This is a genomic window from Hyphomicrobium sp. DY-1, from assembly GCF_047497105.1.
Lineage (GTDB): Bacteria > Pseudomonadota > Alphaproteobacteria > Rhizobiales > Hyphomicrobiaceae > Hyphomicrobium_B.
The window spans coordinates 2147930-2166006 of sequence record NZ_CP134870.1; the positions used below are offsets into that span (position 1 = coordinate 2147930).

An 18077-nucleotide genomic window follows, 5' to 3' on the forward strand; every position below is an offset into this window, starting at 1 on the left:
TTGTGGGCCGTGGCCGTGAAGTCACGCGCCGGCACAAGCATCAAACTCTGGCGGGCTCGGTCGCGCTTTTCGGGCGGGCCGGATCGAGGATTGATCGGAGGCGCGCCCGCAATGTGGCCTGCCTGGTCTCGTTGACGACCTGCTTGCCGAGGAGGTCAGTGACGTAGAAGACGTCGACAGCTTTTTCGCCGAACGTCGTCACGTGTGCGGAGGAAATGTCGAGCGAAAGGTCCGACAGAGCCGAAGTCAACTCATAGAGAAGGCCGGGGCGGTCGCGCCCGGACACTTCGAGCACGGTCAGGCGATCCGAGAGCGCGTTGTTGATGACGACTTCGGGTTCTACCGTGAAGGCTTCGACGCCGCGCGTGCCGATACGTTTTTTCTTGAGCAGCGTCGATAGCCGTTCTTTGCCGTTGAGCAGGCTTTCGATGGTGTTGATGATGCGGCGAGATCGGCGCAGCTCATCCTCGTCGTCCTGGAACTCGCGATTGAGCAGGAAGGTATCGAGCGCGTAGCCGTCGCGGGTGGTCGTAATGTGAGCGCCGGCGATGTTGGCGCCCGCCGCGGCGCATGCACCTGCAAACAGCGAGAGAAGACGGGGATGGTTTGGCGCGAAGACCGTCAGCTCGGTGATGGCAGTGAAGGCATCGGTCTTGATGTTGGTCGCGAACTTACCGCGCGATTGCATGGCATCGCGCAGGACATTCGCATGCGCGATCTGCGTCGAAAGATCGGTGCGAAGCCAATAGTTCGGATAATGCCGGTCGATAAAGTCGTCGACGACGTCTGCTGGCCAATCGACGAGCGCTTGACGGAGTGCCGCCTGCGCTTTGTCGATGCGTTCGTCGCGCGGAATCTGGGTGTGGCCGCCCGCCACGAGCGGCTCGGTTTCATGATAAAGTGTGCGTAAAAGCTGGCCTTTCCAGCCGTTCCAGACGCCGGGGCCGACGGCGCGAATGTCGGCGCAGGTCAGCAGCAGAAGAAGCTTCAGGCGCTCCGGGCTTTGTACGATGTCGGCGAACGCGCGGATGGTGTCGGGATCTGAAATGTCGCGTGAGTGCGCAAAGTTGCTCATCGTCAGATGCTCTTCGAGCAGCCAGGCGACGAGATCGGTTTCGGCTGCCGTTAGTCCGAGACGCGGGCATAGCTTGCGCGCGATGCGGGCGCCGACGATCGAGTGGCTTTCCTTCCGGCCCTTGCCGATGTCGTGGATGAACGCGGCGACAAGCAAGGCGCGGCGGTTTTGGATCGACGAGAAGATGGCCGTGCAAAGCGGCAGTTCGGATGCAAGCTCTCCGCGCTCGATAGCAACGATGTTGCCGAGCGTGCGCAGCAGATGTTCATCGACCGTGTAGTGATGATACATGTTGAACTGCATCATTGCGACGATGCGACCGAATTCCGGCAGGAAGCGGCCGAGGACGCCAGCGTCATTCATGTGCCGGAGCGAGGCTTCGGGATTACCCTTCGCCGTCAGCAGCGAAAGGAAAATGGCGTTGGCCTCGGGGTCGTGGCGCAGCTTGTCGTCGATCAGGCGCAGCGAGCTACGCAGCAGCCGGATGGCGTCGGGATGAAGATACGCGCCGGTGTTCGCGGCCTGCGCAAAGAAGCGAATGAGATTGACCGGATCGCGCGCGAAAACCTCGCGGTCGGTGACGTTGAGCCGATCGTTGTCGATGCGGAAATCGGTTTTTTCGCGGACTTCGCGGCGCGTTTTCCAGCTTAGCGGGCTCAACAGGCGCTTGTAGCCGGGCGATGTTTTCAGCTGCTGCATTTCCAGCGCACCGCATAGAATCGTCGTCAAGTCACCGACGTCCTTTGCGATCAGAAAGTAATGCTTCATGAAGCGTTCGACAGCGCGGAGACCTTCACGCGACGTATAGCCGAGGTTCTTCGCCATCGCGGGCTGAACTTCGAACGACAAAACCTCTTCGGCGCGGCCGGTGAGGAAATGCAGAAAGCAGCGCACGCGCCACAGAAAATCTTCGCAGCGGCGAAACGTCTGGACTTCTTCCGGCGTGAAAATGCCAGCTTCGACGGCGGCGGCGCCGACTTCTTGGTTGAAGATGTATTTCGACAGCCATTGCAGCGTGTGGAGATCGCGCAAGCCGCCCTTGCCGTCCTTGATGTTGGGTTCGACCTTGTAGCGGCTTTCGCCGGCCCGGCGCGTGCGCTCATCGCGCTCGGCCATCTTGGCGTCGATGAATTGGCGCGCGGTGCCTTTCACGACTTCGGCGCGGAAGCGATCCTCGAATTCGGCAAAGAGTTGCGTGTCGCCGAGGATCAATCGGGAATCGAGCAGTGCAGTGCGGATGGTAATGTCGGCCTGGCTGAGCTTCAGGCATTGATCGACCGTACGCGTCGCATGCCCCACCTTGAAGCCCAGATCCCAGAGCATCAGGAGCATGTATTCGACGACACTCTCGCCCCACGGCGTCTGCTTGTAAGGAAGCAGAAACAGCAGGTCGATGTCGGAGCCCGGCGCCAGCAGTCCGCGGCCGTAGCCGCCTGTCGCCACGATCGCCATACGTTCGGCGTCGGAGGGATTGGTGGCGCGATAAACATGCGTCACCGTGTAATCGTAAATGAGGCGCAGCAACTCGTCCTGAAACAAGCTCAGGCCCGCGGCGCAGCGGCGACCGTTGCCGTCGGCTTCAAGCGCCGTGCGGGCAGATTCGCGCGCATTCTTGACGAGGCCTTTGAGGCTTTCCAGCACCTTGGGGCGCGCTTCCGCGTGCGAGGCGTTGCTGGCATTGAAATGCCCCGTCAACTCGCGGCGGGCGGCGAGCCGGTCAAAATAGGGCGGCGGGGTAAGGACGTTCACGGTATCGTCGGTCAAGGCTTCGTCTTCTTCAAATTTTCGGCCAGAGCCTTGAGTTCATAGAGCTTCTCGAGCGCCGCTTTGGGCGAGAGATCGTCAGGATGCATGTTCAAGAGCAGCTTTTCAACGGCAGAAGGCTCATCATTGGCCGACGCGCCGCCTGATGCGCCTTTGGGCCGCGCCACGGAGAATAGCGGCAGATCATCGATGCTTTCGTCCCCGGCTTTGGGCCGGCGGTCGGCTTTTTCAAGGCGGGCGAGCACTTGGCGCGCTCTGGCGACGACAGGATCGGGAAGGCCTGCGAGCTTTGCCACCTGGATGCCGTAGGAGCGGTCGGCGGCGCCGGGCTTCACTTTGTGCAGGAAAACGATGGTGTCGTGCCATTCGGCGACGTCCATCGTGACGTTGGCGATGTCGTCGAGACGGCGGGCGAGTGCGGTCAGCTCATGGTAGTGTGTGGCGAAGAGGGCGCGGACCTTCGTTACGCCGTGGAGATATTCGACTGTCGCCCACGCAATCGAAAGCCCATCGAAGGTTGCGGTGCCGCGGCCGATCTCGTCCAGGATGATGAGCGAGCGTTTCGTCGCCTGATTGAGTATCGCAGCCGTTTCGACCATTTCGACCATGAACGTCGATCGGCCGCGCGCCAGATCGTCGGAGGCGCCGACGCGCGAGAACAGCCGGTCGACGACCCCGATGTGAGCAGAGCGTGCGGGCACGTAAGAGCCCATTTGGGCCATCACGGTGATGAGCGCGTTCTGGCGCAGGAACGTCGATTTGCCGGCCATGTTCGGACCGGTGACGAGCCAGATGCGGGCATCGGGAAGCTGGTTTTCGGCGGGATGGGCCTCGGGGGTGCCGCTGCGGCCGAGAATGCAATCATTCTCGATGAAGGCGGTCCCGCCCTGTTTCGCCAGTGCCTGCTGGACGACGGGATGGCGGCCGCCGCGAATTTCGAAGGCGGACGTTTCGTCGATGGATGGGCGCACATAGCCCTGTTCCAGCGCGAGCGATGCCAGAGACGCGTAAACGTCGAGTTCGGCAAGCGCGGCGGCCGCTGCGCCGAGCGCGTCCGTTGCGGATGAGATGTCTTCAGTCAGCGACGTGAAGATTTCCTGCTCAAGATTGAGTGCGCGTTCGCTCGCGGATGCGATCTGGCCTTCGGTTTCGAGCAGTTCGGAGGTCGCAAAGCGTACCGCATTCGCCATCGTCTGGCGGTGACGAAAGCGTTCGGACAGCGGCGGCGACATCAGGGGCTTGGCGTTTAGTTGTGTGACCTCAATGTAGAAGCCGAGAATGTTGTTGTGGCGCACACGGAGCGTCTTGATGCCCGTTTCTTCGATGTAGCGGGTCTCAAGCTCAGCCATGACGCGGCGGCTGTCGTTGCGCAGAGCGCGTGCCGCGTCGAGATCTGAATTGTAGCCTTCGCGGATGAAACCGCCGTCTCGGCGAAGCAGCGGCGGATCGTCGACAAGGGCATTCGTCAATGCGTGCGCAAGGGCTGCCGGAACGGCCTCAAGACGCGTACAGATGGATTGCAGCTCGGGCGGCAACGAGAGCGGCGTTGCGGCGCGGTTCAGCATATTTGCGGCGTTGGATGCCGCGTCTATGGCATCGCGCACGGCGGCAAGGTCGCGAGGGCCGCCACGGCCGAACGTCAGTCGCGGCAGGGCACGCGCGAGATCGGGCGTGCCGCGCAGACAGTCACGAAGGTCGTCCATGAGACGCCGGTTGTCGACGAGAAAGGACACAGCGTCGAGCCGGGCTTCGATCGTGATCGGCGCGATCAGGGGGCTCGCAACTCGTGCCTGCAGTTCGCGTGCGCCGCCGCCGGTAATGGTGCGGTCCATCGCGGCAAGCAAGGTCGAGGATTTGTCGCTCGACGTCGATTTCACGAGTTCGAGGCTGGCGCGGCTGGCAGCATCGATGAAGAGGGCCGCACTCCCCGACCGGCGCGGCGCTTGCAGCAGCGGCTTTCGCCCCATCTGCGTCAGGTCGACGTATTTCAGAACAGCGCCGACGGCGGCGAGTTCGCTGCGTGAAAACGAACCGAAACCGGCGAGATCGGCGACGCCAAGGCATTCTTTGAGATCGCGTGCGCCGGAAGCGCCGTCGAAATAGGCGGATGGAATGGGCGTCATCTTGCCGCCGGAATAATCGACCGTCCGTGCGAAGGCTTCCATGCCGATGAGCGTGTCGGCAGCCAGAACTTCGCTCGATGCCAGGCGGATCAGTTCACCGGAAAGATCGACGCCTGACACTTCCGAGACCTCGAATTCGCCGGTCGAAATATCGATCGAGGCGAGCGCGACGCGGGCGTCCGGGAATGCGAGACCCAACTCAGCCGGGGTGGCGAGGAAAACGGCCGTCAGGTAATTGCGCGCCTTGGCGTCGAGCAGGGCTTCCTCGGTCAGCGTGCCGGGGGTTACGAGGCGGACGACGTCACGTTTGACGACGGCCTTGGCGCCGCGTTTCCGCGCCTCGGCTGGGTCTTCGAGCTGCTCGCAAACCGCGACGCGGTGCCCTTGCTTGATCAACCTTTGCAGATATTCGTCGGCGCGGTGCACGGGGACGCCGCACATTGGGATGTCCTCGCCCCGATGTTTGCCGCGCTTGGTCAGAACAATCGAAAGCGCCTCGGAGGCGATGACCGCATCGTCAAAGAAAAGCTCATAAAAATCGCCCATCCGATACCAAAGGAGACTATCGGGATTGGCCGCTTTGATTTCTAGGTATTGGGCCATGGAGGGCGTGGCCTCGGGCGTCGCGGGCGTAGTGCTGCTCTGCGACACTTCGGCAGGCGCCGACGGCGCCGATTCTGGCCGCCTGCTCTTGCGCGGCTCGTCGGTTCTGGACATCAAGAGATTACGTTTCAAATTGCCCTGTTCGGCTTTACGAAAGGCGCGAAAAGGAACGTCTCGCCGCCCCATCCAAGCGCTGGATATGCATAGGTTGCCGTCCCGGCTCCCGCAACCTATCGTGCCGGCCCTTATCCCCTGATGTGTGTTTGGGCAACACTGCCCTGGCGCACGAAATCCTGAACGGTCAACATCATGCCCTCCCTTCACCGCGCAGCCCACGTGACGGCTCAAGAAGCGCTTGCATTCCATGCCAACGGCAAGCCCGGCAAGCTCGAAATTACGCCAACGAAGCCGTTGGCGACGCAGCGCGATTTGTCTTTGGCATATTCTCCGGGCGTTGCCATTCCCGTTCAGGCCATCGCCGAAAATCCGCGCGATGCCTACGCCTACACGAGCAAGGGCAATTTCGTTGCCGTGGTGTCGAATGGCACCGCCATTCTGGGGCTTGGAAATCTCGGGGCGCTGGCAGCGAAGCCGGTGATGGAAGGCAAGGCGGCGCTGTTTAAGCGATTTGCTGACATCGATTCCATCGACCTGCTCGTCGATACGCCCGATCCGGATGCATTCATCAATTCGGTGCGTTATCTCGGGCCGTCGTTCGGCGGCATGAACCTCGAAGATATCAAGTCGCCCGATTGCTTCGTGATTGAAGAGAAGCTCAAAGAGCTGCTCGATATTCCCGTTTTTCATGACGATCAGCACGGGACGGCCATCGTCGTTGCAGCAGGCGTACTGAACGGATTGCGCGTCGTCGAAAAGGATATCGGCGACGTGAAGCTCGTGTGCGCGGGCGCGGGTGCTGCGGCGCTCGCCTGTCTCAATTTGCTCGTGAAGATAGGTCTCAAGCGCGAGAACATCTACGTCTGCGATATCAAAGGTCTCGTCTACGAGGGTCGCAAGGAGCTGATGGACCCCTATAAGGCGCCTTTCGCTCAGAAGACGAACGCTCGGACGTTGAGTGACGTCATCGGCGGCTCCGATATTTTCCTCGGACTGTCGGCGGCCGGCGTGCTGTCGCGAGAGATGGTTACGCAGATGGGGCCAAAGCCGCTCATCTTTGCGATGGCCAACCCGGATCCTGAGATCACGCCGGAAGAGGTGAGGTCGGTACGTACCGATGCCATCATGGCGACCGGCCGTTCGGACTACCCGAACCAGATCAATAACGTTCTGTGCTTTCCATTCATCTTCCGCGGCGCGCTCGACGTGCATGCGACGACGATCAACGACGCGATGAAGATCGCGGCTGCCGAAGCGATTGCGGCGCTGGCGCGGGCCGAGGTTCCCGATCAGGTTGCGGCGGCGTTTCTTGGCGAGCGCCCGACGTTCGGTCCTGGATACATCATTCCGGCGCCGTTCGATCCGCGCCTGCTGCCGCACGTCTCCGCCGCTGTCGCGAAAGCGGCAATGGATTCGGGCGTTGCGCGCAATCCGATCGTCGATATGGAAGGCTACGTTGCACGCCTCAATGCGCGGCTCGATCCGGTGCAGGGCTGGTTGCAATCAACGTTCGACGCAGTTCGTAACGATCCCAAGCGCGTGGTGTTTGCCGAAGGCGAGGAGCCTGCCGTTATCCGTGCGGCGCATACGTTCTTCCAGCAGGGCTATGGACAGCCTATCCTGATCGGGCGGAAGAAAGTCGTCACCGATCGCTTCCGCGAACTCGGCATTCCGCTTCGCCGGGAATTCGAGTTGATCGACACGAGCGAGTCGCCGTTCCTCGATGAGTTTACCGAGTTTCTTTATGCGCGATTGCAGCGGCGCGGGTATTTGAAGCGCGACTGCGAGCGTCTGGTCACCAATGAGCGAAATATTTTCGCCGCGCTGATGGTCGTGCACGGGCATGCCGATGCGCTGGTGTCCGGCGTGACCCGCAACTGGACAAGCGTCTATGCCGACATCCACCGGGTCATGGACGAGAAGCCCGGCCGCCATGTGATCGGCGTGTCGCTGGTGCTGATCCGCGGCCGCGCCGTGCTCATCGCCGACACGAGCATTCACGATTTGCCGACAGGCGAGCAGATTGCAGATATCGCCGTCGAAGCGGCGCGGGCTGCGCGTTATTTCGGCATCGAGCCGCGAGTGGCGTTGCTTGCCTACTCAACCTTCGGGCAGCCGAAAAGCGAGCGTTCGGAGCAGGTGCGCCAAGCCGTGCGGCTTCTCGACGAGCGTCTCGTTGATTTCGAGTACGACGGCGACATGGCGGCCGACGTCGCGCTCAATCGCAGCCTGATGGAGCACTATCCGTTCTGCCGGTTGTCGGACACTGCAAACGTTCTGGTGATGCCGGCGTTCCACGCCGCGTCGATCTCGACGAAGATGATCAAGGAGCTTGCGGGTGCAACGCTGATTGGGCCGATTGTTACCGGGCTGTCGCATTCGGTGCAGATCTGCACGTTCGGTGCGACGGACGCGGACATCGTCAACATGGCGGCGCTGGCCGCGTATGGTGCGGGGAAGGAATAGCGGGCTATTTCTGGCCGCTCACACTGATCCTCTCCCAACAGGGCGAGGGAATTTTCAGGTCGGAGGCGATCAGGCGTCGACGGCAATGCGGCTCTTGGTTTCGGCCGGGGCGCCGTAGTGGTCGAAGTAGCGCGGATCGATTTTTGCGACCGGCATGATGACGAGCACGTCAGTCGTGCCGAACTGCCGGTCGATCACGGCGCCGTCCCCGAAATAGGCCCCTAAGCGCAGATAAGCCTTGATCAGCGGCGGCATGGCTTTCAGCGCTGCCTTCTGATCGACGTCCGCCATCGGCATCAGGTTCATCGAGACGCCGAGCGGATCGCGGGCACTGGCGCGCCATTCGAGCGGCGCCAGGGCTTTGTGATGCAAGTAGCTCAGCGCCATCTTGTGGTCTTCGAGGTCGATGCCTTCGAAGCTGGCGCAGCCGATCATCACGTCGATGCGATTTTCGCGGACGTAAGTCCAAAGGCCGTGCCACAGCAGTTCGACCGATCGTTTGCTGCGATAGGGGGCGAGCACGCACGAGCGGCCAAGCTCCATGAAGCGGTGGGTCGCCGCCTTGCTTTTGAGAAGAGGGGCGATGTCGTATTCGCCGGCGGAATAAAAGCCGGGGCCTTGCTCGGCGATTTCCTGGCGAAGAATGCGGTAAGTGCCGACGACTTTCGGACGTTCAGGACGACCGGCGCGTCCGGGCATCGTCTTATCGAGATCGACGACAAGAAGATGATCGCAGAGCGCGTCGTAGGCGTCCTCATCGCGACGTCGAAATTGCGCGAGGCGGCTCGGCACCGCCGACATTTCTTCGAAAAAGACCTGATAGCGCAGACGTTGCGCAAGCTTGATCTCGGTCCAGGTGCGGGCCAACCGCACTTCCAGATTGCCGACGCGGCCGTACACCTTTGGCTCGATGTCGCGGGTGAAGCCCTTGAGGCGGCGGGCGGGAGCGCTCAGCGCTTCAATGGCGGCAAGGCCCGCCGGGAGCTTTCCGAGACGGCCGGGCTTACGTTTGCTTCGGTCTGCAATTGCCTGCCACATCGGATGGAAATCCCTACGGTGCTCTAGCACACGCCGCTAGCACGATTCCGTGACAGTTTTTAGATCGAAACGTCCGCTGATCAAGCCGCAGGTGGGGCGGCGCGAAGGGGCTGGGGTGCCCACCTGAGAAGCAGGTCATGGAGATTGCGGGCGTCGAAGGGTTTGGCGAGGTAGTCGTCCATTCCGGCGGCGTGGCAACGGTCGCGGTCCTCGGCGAAGGCGTTCGCGGTCAGCGCGATGATCGGCGGACAGGAGAGGGCCGCGTCCTTGCGTTCCCGATAGAGCGCTTTGATCGATTTGGTGGCCATGATGCCGTCGATCTCGGGCATCAGGACGTCCATCAGCACGAGGTCGAACGCAGGACGTTTGCGCTCCAGCACTTCCCACATCACCGTGATTGCGGAACGTCCGTCCTCGACCACGGTCGCCGTGCCGCCGGCGCGTTCGATGATTTTGCAGGCGAGGAGGGCATTGATCTGGTTGTCCTCGGCGACCAGAACGCGAAACGGCGGGCAAGGGGCGCGGCGGAGGGCAGTTTCGGAGCCGTCTCGTCCGCTTTCCTCTGGCACGAGCGAACCGGCCGTGAGCGGCGGCGCGCCGGCAGCATGGAGTTCCACCCGAGCGGTGAAGACGGCGCCCTTGTCGGGGCCGGCCGAAGCGACGATGTCGCCGGACATGGCCTGGGCGATGCGTTTTGAAATCGCGAGGCCGAGGCCGGTGCCTGCCGGATTGCGGTTCATCGCGCTTGCGTCTTGCTCGAACTCGTTGAAAAGGCGGCGGGCCGCGTCGGGCGAGAAACCGATGCCGGAATCGGCGACTTCGATAGCGATGCGCACGGCGTCGGGATTGGCAGGGGGATCATTCGCGATGGAGATGCTGACGGAGATGCCGCCCGTGTCGGTAAACTTTATGGCGTTCGACAACAGGTTGAGGATGATCTGGCGCAGACGGATTTCGTCCCCCCGAACCCACTCAGGCACTGCGTCAGATATCGCCAAATTCAACGTCAACTTTTTGGCGGCAGCATCGGGCGCCATGAGCTGCATCATCTGGGTCATGCAGTTCCGGAGCGAAAAGATCTCGTTCGCCAGTTCGAATTTTCCCGCCTCTATTTTGGAGAGATCGAGAATGCCGTCGATCAGACCGAGAAGGGCGCGAGCGGAATCTTCCGCAACGCGCGCATAGGTTCTCTGCTCCGGATCAAGCTGAGTATCGCGCAGTAGACTGATCATACCGATGATGCCGTTCATCGGTGTGCGGATTTCGTGGCTCATGGCGGCGAGAAAGCGGGATTTCTCGCGGTTGGCCGTCTCGGCGCGATCGCGGGCGCCGCGCAGCCGCTCTTCGATTTCACGCTCGACGGTGATGTCGCGGCCGACGCTCTGGATTTCGATGGCGCCGTCCTGGGTTAAGACTTCCGTTTCGTCCCAGGCGATCCAGCGTTTGCCGCGCCGCGTCGGCAGAAGCTCAATCGTTCGCAAGTTGGTGGCCGACATGCCGACCGTGGATTCGCTGCGCAGGATATGCGGCCGGAAGCGCGAGCCGAGAATGTCCTCGCTTCGCACCCCGAAGGCTTCAAGGAATGCCGTATTCGCAAAGACAAGACGACCGTCTTTCGCGCGGCGGACGATGAAGTCGCGCTGCGAATCCAAAAATTGGCGATAGCGGACGGCGTTGTCGGATAGGCGCCAATGCGCATCCTTGAGGTCTTCGATGTCATCGTCAGCACGCCTTGCATCACGTTGAGCGACGGGCGTTTTCTGACGCCACAATTTCCAGGGCGGCGTGACGCAAAAGATCGTGGCCGCGGTCAGCACCGCGACGCCAACAAAAGCGGCAGTGAGGCCGCTATCGAATGTCACGGCGCTCGAGACAAGGCCAAGGACAAGCAAAAGCGTGCCGATGATAGCCGCCGTTGACGCGCACACGCGCCATGTCCAAGTCGCTCGCCTGTTGTCGCCGGGCGATGGCTGCATGTCCATACGCTCCCCGACAGGTCGCGAGTAAATCAGTTTTCGAAACAATTTCTTTGGCCCCTAAATGCCGGGGCACAGTCGGCCAGTGCACTTTTACAGAGTCTAAAGAGACGTGGTTAAGCGCACAGCGGCGTCGATCAAATCTGCTGTCGCAATAGCAGGCCGCTCAGATGTTCATTACAGCCGGCGTAGGTCTTCGTCGGTCAGCTTTCGAGCTGCATCTTCGATCATCAACGGTACGCCATTGCGGATCGGAAATGCCAAGCCTGCAGCTTTGCTCAACAATTCGCGATTGCTCGCATCGTAGACCAGACGTGTCTTGGTGAAAGGACAGACGAGCAGCTCAAGCAACTTCGGATCGACGGCGTTGGCGTCGTCTGGAGAGCTATCGTCAGCGTCATCGGTCATGGCTTTTTCCGATATTACTGAAGTGTCGTGCCGCTGCTGCCGTTCGACGCCAGATCGATTTCGGCGAGCGCAACGAGAACTTCGGCGCGCGACCGCAGATCCTTGGCCTCGAGCAGTGCCTGCTTTTCTTCCGGTCCGTAAGGACACATCACCGACAGAGCATTGATGAGAAATTCGTTCGATGCGCGCTGGATTGTCGACCAATCGGTTTTCAGGCGGTTGGCTTCGAGATAGGTTTTCAAGACGCGCAAGAGATTTTGCCGATCGACCAGCTCTTCGCCGAGACCTTCGGTCAGATCGCTGGCGAATTTGTCGTAGCTCACAGTCATGATGCGGTAAGGCATCTCAGTTTCGGCTTCGCCGACGCACTCGAAGCGCGTGACTCCCGTCAACGTGATGATCAATCGGCCGTCGTCCAGTTCCTGGTATGATGTGATGCGCCCGGCACAGCCTACGGAGCGCAACTCAGCCGTTTTTTCGATCGGGCTTTCCTGATCGTCATCGCCCGATACGACAGGTTGCAAAATGCCGATGATGCGCGCGCCTGACATCGCATGATCGATCATTTCGAGATAGCGAGGTTCGAAGATGTTCAGGGGCAATGTGGCGCGCGGCAAGAGAATCGCGCCGCGAAGAGGAAAAACGGGAATCCTCGGGGGCAAATCGGCCGGGCGTCGATAGCGCTCCGTGAGTATCAAAAAAAATCTCCGCTAAGGAACGTTTCTGGATTAGCTGAACAAGATGGATGATAGCCTCCGGCGCCCTTCGGCCACCAGGGGTTCCTTGGGGCCCCAGGCGTCGAAGAACTGCAGAAGCTGCTTGCGTGCGGCTTCGTCGTTCCATTTGCGGTCCGCCCTGATGAGATCGAGGAGAAGCTCGAGCGCCTCCTGCCGGTCGCCGGTCGCGCCGAGGCCGACGGCGAGATCGAGACGAGCTTGAAAATCCTGAGGGTTTTCGGCGACGCGTTTTTGGAGCGCATCGAGTTCGCCAGTGTCAGCGCCTTTTTCCGCAAGCTCGATCGCTGCTTCGAGGCTTTTGACGGCAGCAAGCTCGCGCTTATCCGGCGGCACGAGCGCCAGTGTCTGCTTGGCGCGGGCGATGTCACCGCTCTTCATGTAACAGGATGTCAGACCGGCGATGGCTTCGGCGTTGGCCGGATCTTCCTGGAGGATGCTCGCGAAAACTTCGGCTGCTCCTTGCAGGTCGTCCTGCTCCAGCAGTTCTTCGCCGGTTTTGAGAACTTCGGCGATGCCCATCTCAGCATCGTCGGCCACGAGGCGATCAACGAAAGCTTTGATCGCGCTTTCGGGCTGCACGCCGACGAAACCGTCGATCGGCTGGCCGTCGCGGAAGGCGTAGACGGTCGGCAGCGACTGGATGCGAAGCTGCGCCGAAATCGCCTGGTTCTCGTCGACGTTGACCTTCACCAGGCGGACCTTGCCGCTGTAGCTGCGCACGACCTTTTCGATAACGGGCGTGAGCTGCTTGCAGGGGCCGCACCAAGCCGCCCAGAAATCGACGACGACAGGAACCGTCTTCGAGGCATCCAGAACGTCAGCCTTGAACGATGCGGTGGTCGCATCCTTGATCATGTGGGCGGCACCGGGTGCACCGAACTCCGTGCCTTTAGCGCCAAATTCCATTGAACCAATCTCCTCGCCGCTCGAACCTCAAGATGCGGTCAATACCATGACCTGAGGCTCATGGCCGGTGGACCGAATGAACCGCAAAAGGTCGTCGCGTGCAATGTTTGTTGTTGCTGTGTTTTCAAGCGGATGACAGTTGACCGAGGGGGCGGCCATCAGAGCCTCGTCGAAGATGATCTTCACGCGATTGCCCGTATCGTTGATCGTTGCAAAGGCCGTGACGGAGCCCGGCGTCACGCTGAGTGTTTCCATCAGCAACTCGGGCTTGCCGAAGGAAAATCGCCCGGCGCCAAGGCGTTTCGACAAGGCTTTGAGATCGACGCGGGTTTCGGTGTTGGCGATGACGAGGAAAAGCGCGCCCTTGTCGTCCTTTACGAACAAATTCTTGGTGTGGGCGCCCGGCAGGGCAATTTCGACCTTGTCGCTTTCCGCGACGGTAAAAACAGCCGGATGGTCGATCGTTTCCGTCTCAATTCCTAGATCGGCGAGGGTCTGAAAGAGCTGTTGGCGCGTTACGGGCATCGGTCGAGGCTTTTCTCCGGCTTTCCTGTCGGGGGCGGCGCATCCATACCCTGGCCGCCCCTGATATATAAGGGCGATTGGACATTTTCGCCGCTGTGATTGAGGGGCTTGCATTGGGCGATCACTTGCGCCATAAGGCGGGTCTTCCGCCGCCGCAAGGCGGCGTAAGCTTTCTGGACATGCGGGTGTAGCTCAGGGGTAGAGCACGACCTTGCCAAGGTCGGGGTCGAGGGTTCGAATCCCTTCGCCCGCTCCAGGCACCAATCGGATTTCAGTTACCTCCTGAAATCGTCTCGGCCAAAAGCCGCTTCGGCGGGCTGGCCATTTCTTCTTAAGATCGGTGCCGCGGCGGATTCTCCGCAACACTCGACGCGCCTATATGGCGTGGACCCCAGTCTTTACGAAATGGTATGGACGGCGCCCGATTAGCCCCGATTATAGGTGTGCCCTCACTTGGCGTGACTTTTGTTCTCACAAGCAAGGGGGGAGACCTCATGAAAACGACATTGAGAGTGGCCATCGCCGCTGCGGCGGTGGTTCTCGGCGCTGGCTTCGCAAACGCCGCAACGGTCAGCAGCGACGTGCATGCGCTGAAGTTGCTTACGGCTCATTCGTCAGCAGCACAGGACGTTTATTGGCGCCGTTGGCATCATCGTCACCGCCATTGCTGGTGGCGGCACGGCCATCGCTTCTGCCGCTGGTGGTGAAGTGTCTTACGGCGCCCAAGCGGCGCCGTATCACATTCTGCGGCATTTGACTCAGCGCCGCCGCGCTTCAGACTCGATGCTGCCATCGGGAGGGAAAATAATTGCACCCGGCTGGGACTTTGAAAGGGTGCAACTCACTTGAAACGCTTCGTGCAGTTTCTTCAGGCGGCACTTGCCTGCACAATCCTGGTAGCTCTGATCTTCAGCATTCCGGTTGTCATGGCTTCGACGCCAATCCACCTCGGCATTTCGTTCTCTCATCCGGACCGTCTGCTAGCCGGGCCGCAGCATGCGGACAGCACGGCCGCACCGCTCCTGCCGTGATCTTAAAACGAAGCCGGCCCCTCACGGGGCCGGTGTCAGGTCATTTGTCAGTAGTAGCAATAGGGATGATGGCGGCGATACCAATAGTCGTTGCAGAGGTAGCCGTCGTCGTAGGCGTAGTAATCATCATAGTACGGGCCGCCGTAGTAGAAGCCGGGACCCCAGCCCCATCCGTAGCCGCCGCCGCGCCAGTGACGACCGTGGCCATGCCATCCGCCGCCGTGCCATCCGCGACCACCCCAGTGACCGCCCGCAAAGTGGCCTCCACCCCAGTGACCGCCGCGGAAGCCGCCACCACCAAAGCCACCATGAAAACCACCACCGTGGAAGCCGCCTCCGTGGAAGCCGCCACCACCATGAAAGCCGCCGCCGCCATGAGCTTCAGCGGCTGCGGAGAAGCCGCCCACGGCTAAGGCTGCGAGAGCGCCCACCACCGCTTTTTTCCAATTGTGCATTTTGTGCTCCATACGAAACAAAATCGCGTCTCTCTGCGCGACCGCCGGTGGCTATAACGTGGTGTCACTAAACATCGTTTCCAATGTCATCCTGCCAATTGCGCATGGCAGGCCCGAGCCCTTTTGCCGTCGCTTGGTTGGCCGCGTGTGCGGTGCAAACACTGATCGCGAAGCGGTGGGCCGTCTTTCAAAAACGACCGCATTTCATGGGATTTTTATGCACTCGGGAGCTTTCGCCCGGGCATTTTGCAAGCAAGAGCCGCTGGGATTTGGTCTTTAGAAGGACGTTTTGCGTCAGATCGTAAGTACGAATACGAACGGATTCGATACGTTTGTATGCGTGGCGCAAACCAAATTCGCAGTCGGAAATTTTTAACACTTGCCGACAAGATGAACGCTAGGTGAATGAGGCGTTTATCTCTTCACAACAATTCCATTTCGCGCGGAAAAATTCCGGCCGGCAATTCCTCTGATCGAAATCGATCAGCCATGAGATCGCGGTTGGTTGGCCACCCGAATTGCGACGAACGGCGAAGGCGTCGCTTGAACGTCACAGATGAAAATCATACCACAGACGTCCGATTTCTGAGGCCTCTCTCTTCGCTTTCCAATCCTGCACCGCTTACGGACCAGACATGAGGATCGCCAGCGCCATGACCGCCAGCATGCAAACTCTCATTGTTCGCCCGATCGCATTTCTTGCGATCGTCGTCGCTGCCCTGTCGATGGCGGGCTGTGGCGTCAATACAATTCCGACGAAGGAGCAGCAGGCGAAAGCCGCTTGGAGCGAGGTGCTGAACCAGTACAAACGCCGCTCCGATCTCATTCCCAATCTCGTCGAGACGGTGAAGGGTTTTGCCGATCAGGAGAAAAGCGTGCTGACGGAAGTTACGAAAGCCCGCGAGCAGACGACGAACATTCAACTGCCGCCCGATATTCTGACGAACCCCGATGCGATGAAGAAATTCCAGGATGCGCAGGCGACGCTTTCGGGCGCGCTCGGGCGGTTGATGGCGGTCGTCGAGCGGTATCCCGATATCAAGTCCGGGCAGAACTTCCTGGCGCTGCAAAGTGAGCTTGCGGGCACCGAGAACCGCATCGCCATTGCGCGGCGCGACTACATCACGGCGGTGCAGTCGTATAATACCGAGATCAACACCTTCCCTGGCCGGCTTTGGAAGATGGTGCTTTATCCGCAGGCCAAAGACATGGCGACGTTCGACATTTCGCCTGAAGAGCAGAAGGTGCCGAAAGTCGATTTCAGCAAGCCTTGAACCGCGGCGCGCATCGCTTTTGGCCGGGAGCCTTTGAAATGGCTGGCGTCATCAACGCCGCTCGGGTTTCGCCATGGCGTGGCATGGTGCAGGCGCTGCCGGGCTTGCTGGCGGCGCTCGTTCTTGTGCTGTCGGCGCATTTCTCGGTAGCTTTTGCAGATCCCGTCTATCCGGAATTGGCCGGCCGCGTCACGGATGAAGCGGGACTGCTAACGCCTACCGAGAAGACTGACATCGAAGCCGACCTTGCCTCGCTTGAGCAGACATCGACCGATCAGCTTGCGGTCGTGACCGTCAAGTCGCTGCAGGGCTATTCCATTGAGGATTACGGCATCGGCCTCGCGCGCAAGTGGGGCATCGGTCAGAAGGGCAAGGACAACGGCATTCTGCTGATCGTTGCGCCGAACGATCGCAAGGTGCGCATCGAAGTCGGGCGTCGGCTTGAGCCGTTCATGACCGACACGATGGCGGCGCTCATCATTCAGAATGCCATTCTGCCGAAGTTTCGGCGCGGCGATTATGCGGGCGGCATCAAGGATGGCGTCCGCGATATCAAGTCGGTGGTGCTTGGTGATGCCGAGGAGGTGAAGCGGCGCGCTGCCGGGCCGCGCACGCCGGAAAACGATCCGACGGTGATCTTTCACATCATTCTGTTTCTCGCGATCGTGGCCTTCATCATCTGGGTCAATTATCGCAACGCGCAGGCGATGCGGGCCGGCATGCCGGGTGCGCCGCGACGCCGGGGTGGCATCGTAGTTATTCCAGGCGGATCGGGCGACTGGGGCGGTGGGTGGTCCGGTGGTGGCGGCGATAGCGGCGGCGGAGGCTGGTCGGGCGGCGGCGGGGACTTCGGCGGCGGTGGCGCATCGGGAGGGTGGTAGCAATGTCGAGATCAACGCAAGCAGGCAGCACGCAACGATGAGCTTCATCAGCGCCAAGGACGCCGAACGGATTTCGGCGGCGATCACGAAGGCCGAGCGCAATACCTCAGGCGAGATCGTGGCCGTCGTCGCCGATCAGAGCAGCCGGTATCAGCACATTCCGTTTATGTGGGCGGCATTGCTGGCGCTGGTCATTCCGTGGCCGCTCATCCACTTCACGTGGATGAAAGTGCAGTGGATCTTTCTCATCCAGCTTTTGGTCTTCCTCGGGCTGTTGGCGCTCGCCTGGCATCCGAAGGTGCGACTGTCTCTCGTTCCGAAGTCGATCCTTCATGCCAACACGCGGCGGCGTGCCAGCGAGCAATTTCTTGCGCAGAATTTACATACGACAACCGGGCGAACGGGCGTGTTGATTTTCGTCTCCGTTGCGGAAAAGCGCGTCGAGATCATCGCCGACAGCGGCATCGACGCGCTCGTTGAAAAAGGCGTCTGGCAGAAGATCGTCAACGATTTTACGGCCGATATCGGCGCGGGGCGAGTGGCGGACGGTTTCGAGCGGGCGATTGCGCGGATCGGGGATTTGCTCGCGCAGCACTTCCCGCCGGGCGCTGTCGATCCCAACGAATTGCCCGATCATCTTATCGTCTTGCGAAGCTGATTATCTCGCGCGAGCGACGAGACGGTCACACGAAAAGGGG

General features: G+C 60.7%; 15 protein-coding genes and 1 tRNA gene. 7 read left to right on the plus strand and 9 right to left on the minus strand.

Features of this window, described 5'->3' with window-relative positions:
- Positions 1 to 40: 40 nt before the first annotated feature.
- Together RLW41_RS10280 and mutS are read right to left on the minus strand one after the other, a co-directional pair.
- Complete coding sequence (locus RLW41_RS10280; RefSeq protein ID WP_414464441.1) at positions 41 to 2839, minus strand: [protein-PII] uridylyltransferase; 2799 nt, start codon at positions 2837 to 2839, stop codon at positions 41 to 43.
- Complete coding sequence (mutS, locus tag RLW41_RS10285) at positions 2836 to 5931, minus strand: DNA mismatch repair protein MutS (protein ID WP_414464442.1); 3096 nt, start codon at positions 5929 to 5931, stop codon at positions 2836 to 2838. The genes RLW41_RS10280 and mutS overlap by 4 nt, the downstream gene beginning before the upstream one ends.
- Between mutS and RLW41_RS10290 the strand changes: the two genes are divergently transcribed.
- Positions 5875 to 8148 (plus strand): NADP-dependent malic enzyme, encoded by a 2274-nt coding sequence (locus tag RLW41_RS10290; RefSeq protein ID WP_414464443.1) that lies wholly within the window; start codon positions 5875 to 5877, stop codon positions 8146 to 8148. The two genes, mutS and RLW41_RS10290, sit on opposite strands and share 57 nt — an antisense overlap.
- Positions 8149 to 8217: 69 nt before the next feature.
- On the opposite strand, the gene RLW41_RS10295 is transcribed toward RLW41_RS10290, so the two are convergent.
- The 6 genes from RLW41_RS10295 to RLW41_RS10320 form a co-directional block, all read right to left on the minus strand.
- Complete coding sequence (locus tag RLW41_RS10295) at positions 8218 to 9186, minus strand: GNAT family N-acetyltransferase (RefSeq protein ID WP_414464444.1); 969 nt, start codon at positions 9184 to 9186, stop codon at positions 8218 to 8220.
- An 80-nt stretch (positions 9187 to 9266) separates the two neighbouring features.
- A complete protein-coding gene (locus tag RLW41_RS10300; protein WP_414464445.1) occupies positions 9267 to 11162 on the minus strand; it encodes an ATP-binding protein in 1896 nt (631 codons plus the stop codon).
- A gap of 177 nt (positions 11163 to 11339) precedes the next feature.
- Entirely contained in the window at positions 11340 to 11570 is a 231-nt protein-coding gene (locus RLW41_RS10305) for a Trm112 family protein (protein WP_409561676.1), read from the minus strand.
- Between the two features lie 14 nt (positions 11571 to 11584).
- A complete protein-coding gene (locus tag RLW41_RS10310) occupies positions 11585 to 12268 on the minus strand; it encodes an LON peptidase substrate-binding domain-containing protein (RefSeq protein ID WP_414464446.1) in 684 nt (227 codons plus the stop codon).
- A 30-nt stretch (positions 12269 to 12298) separates the two neighbouring features.
- Positions 12299 to 13213, minus strand: coding sequence for a thioredoxin (gene trxA, locus RLW41_RS10315; protein WP_414464447.1), 915 nt, complete (start codon positions 13211 to 13213; stop codon positions 12299 to 12301).
- A gap of 27 nt (positions 13214 to 13240) precedes the next feature.
- Positions 13241 to 13738, minus strand: a complete 498-nt coding sequence (locus RLW41_RS10320; RefSeq protein ID WP_414464448.1) for a prolyl-tRNA synthetase associated domain-containing protein — start codon at positions 13736 to 13738, stop codon at positions 13241 to 13243.
- A 181-nt stretch (positions 13739 to 13919) separates the two neighbouring features.
- Here RLW41_RS10320 and RLW41_RS10325 point away from each other — a divergent pair.
- From RLW41_RS10325 to RLW41_RS10335, 3 genes are all read left to right on the plus strand, one after another.
- Positions 13920 to 13994, plus strand: a tRNA-Gly gene (locus tag RLW41_RS10325).
- 238 nt (positions 13995 to 14232) lie between these two features.
- A complete protein-coding gene (locus RLW41_RS10330) occupies positions 14233 to 14445 on the plus strand; it encodes a hypothetical protein (RefSeq protein ID WP_013950392.1) in 213 nt (70 codons plus the stop codon).
- Between the two features lie 138 nt (positions 14446 to 14583).
- Positions 14584 to 14769, plus strand: coding sequence for a hypothetical protein (locus RLW41_RS10335; protein WP_414464449.1), 186 nt, complete (start codon positions 14584 to 14586; stop codon positions 14767 to 14769).
- Between the two features lie 47 nt (positions 14770 to 14816).
- Here the strand turns inward: RLW41_RS10335 and RLW41_RS10340 are convergent, their stop codons facing one another.
- On the minus strand, positions 14817 to 15224 hold the full coding sequence (locus RLW41_RS10340; RefSeq protein WP_414464450.1) for a hypothetical protein: 408 nt from the start codon (positions 15222 to 15224) through the stop codon (positions 14817 to 14819).
- A 653-nt stretch (positions 15225 to 15877) separates the two neighbouring features.
- Here RLW41_RS10340 and RLW41_RS10345 point away from each other — a divergent pair.
- The 3 genes from RLW41_RS10345 to RLW41_RS10355 are packed head-to-tail and all read left to right on the plus strand — an operon-like array spanning position 15878 to position 18037.
- Complete coding sequence (locus RLW41_RS10345; RefSeq protein WP_024275055.1) at positions 15878 to 16498, plus strand: LemA family protein; 621 nt, start codon at positions 15878 to 15880, stop codon at positions 16496 to 16498.
- Positions 16499 to 16536: 38 nt separating this feature from the next.
- A complete protein-coding gene (locus RLW41_RS10350; RefSeq protein WP_414464451.1) occupies positions 16537 to 17379 on the plus strand; it encodes a TPM domain-containing protein in 843 nt (280 codons plus the stop codon).
- Positions 17380 to 17416: 37 nt separating this feature from the next.
- Complete coding sequence (locus tag RLW41_RS10355) at positions 17417 to 18037, plus strand: TPM domain-containing protein (protein WP_409561682.1); 621 nt, start codon at positions 17417 to 17419, stop codon at positions 18035 to 18037.
- Positions 18038 to 18077 lie beyond the last annotated feature (40 nt).

Coding starts and splice junctions, on each gene's coding strand:
- RLW41_RS10295 (WP_414464444.1), bottom strand. CDS start 9,186: ATGTGGCAGGCAATTGCAGACCGAAGCAAACGTAAGCCCGGCCGTCTC.
- RLW41_RS10305 (WP_409561676.1), bottom strand. CDS start 11,570: ATGACCGATGACGCTGACGATAGCTCTCCAGACGACGCCAACGCCGTC.
- RLW41_RS10350 (WP_414464451.1), top strand. CDS start 16,537: ATGGCTGGCGTCATCAACGCCGCTCGGGTTTCGCCATGGCGTGGCATG.
- trxA (WP_414464447.1), bottom strand. CDS start 13,213: ATGGAATTTGGCGCTAAAGGCACGGAGTTCGGTGCACCCGGTGCCGCC.
- RLW41_RS10290 (WP_414464443.1), top strand. CDS start 5,875: ATGCCCTCCCTTCACCGCGCAGCCCACGTGACGGCTCAAGAAGCGCTT.
- RLW41_RS10355 (WP_409561682.1), top strand. CDS start 17,417: ATGAGCTTCATCAGCGCCAAGGACGCCGAACGGATTTCGGCGGCGATC.
- RLW41_RS10340 (WP_414464450.1), bottom strand. CDS start 15,224: ATGCACAATTGGAAAAAAGCGGTGGTGGGCGCTCTCGCAGCCTTAGCC.
- RLW41_RS10320 (WP_414464448.1), bottom strand. CDS start 13,738: ATGCCCGTAACGCGCCAACAGCTCTTTCAGACCCTCGCCGATCTAGGA.
- RLW41_RS10300 (WP_414464445.1), bottom strand. CDS start 11,162: ATGCAGCCATCGCCCGGCGACAACAGGCGAGCGACTTGGACATGGCGC.
- RLW41_RS10330 (WP_013950392.1), top strand. CDS start 14,233: ATGAAAACGACATTGAGAGTGGCCATCGCCGCTGCGGCGGTGGTTCTC.
- mutS (WP_414464442.1), bottom strand. CDS start 5,931: ATGGAATGCAAGCGCTTCTTGAGCCGTCACGTGGGCTGCGCGGTGAAG.
- RLW41_RS10345 (WP_024275055.1), top strand. CDS start 15,878: ATGACCGCCAGCATGCAAACTCTCATTGTTCGCCCGATCGCATTTCTT.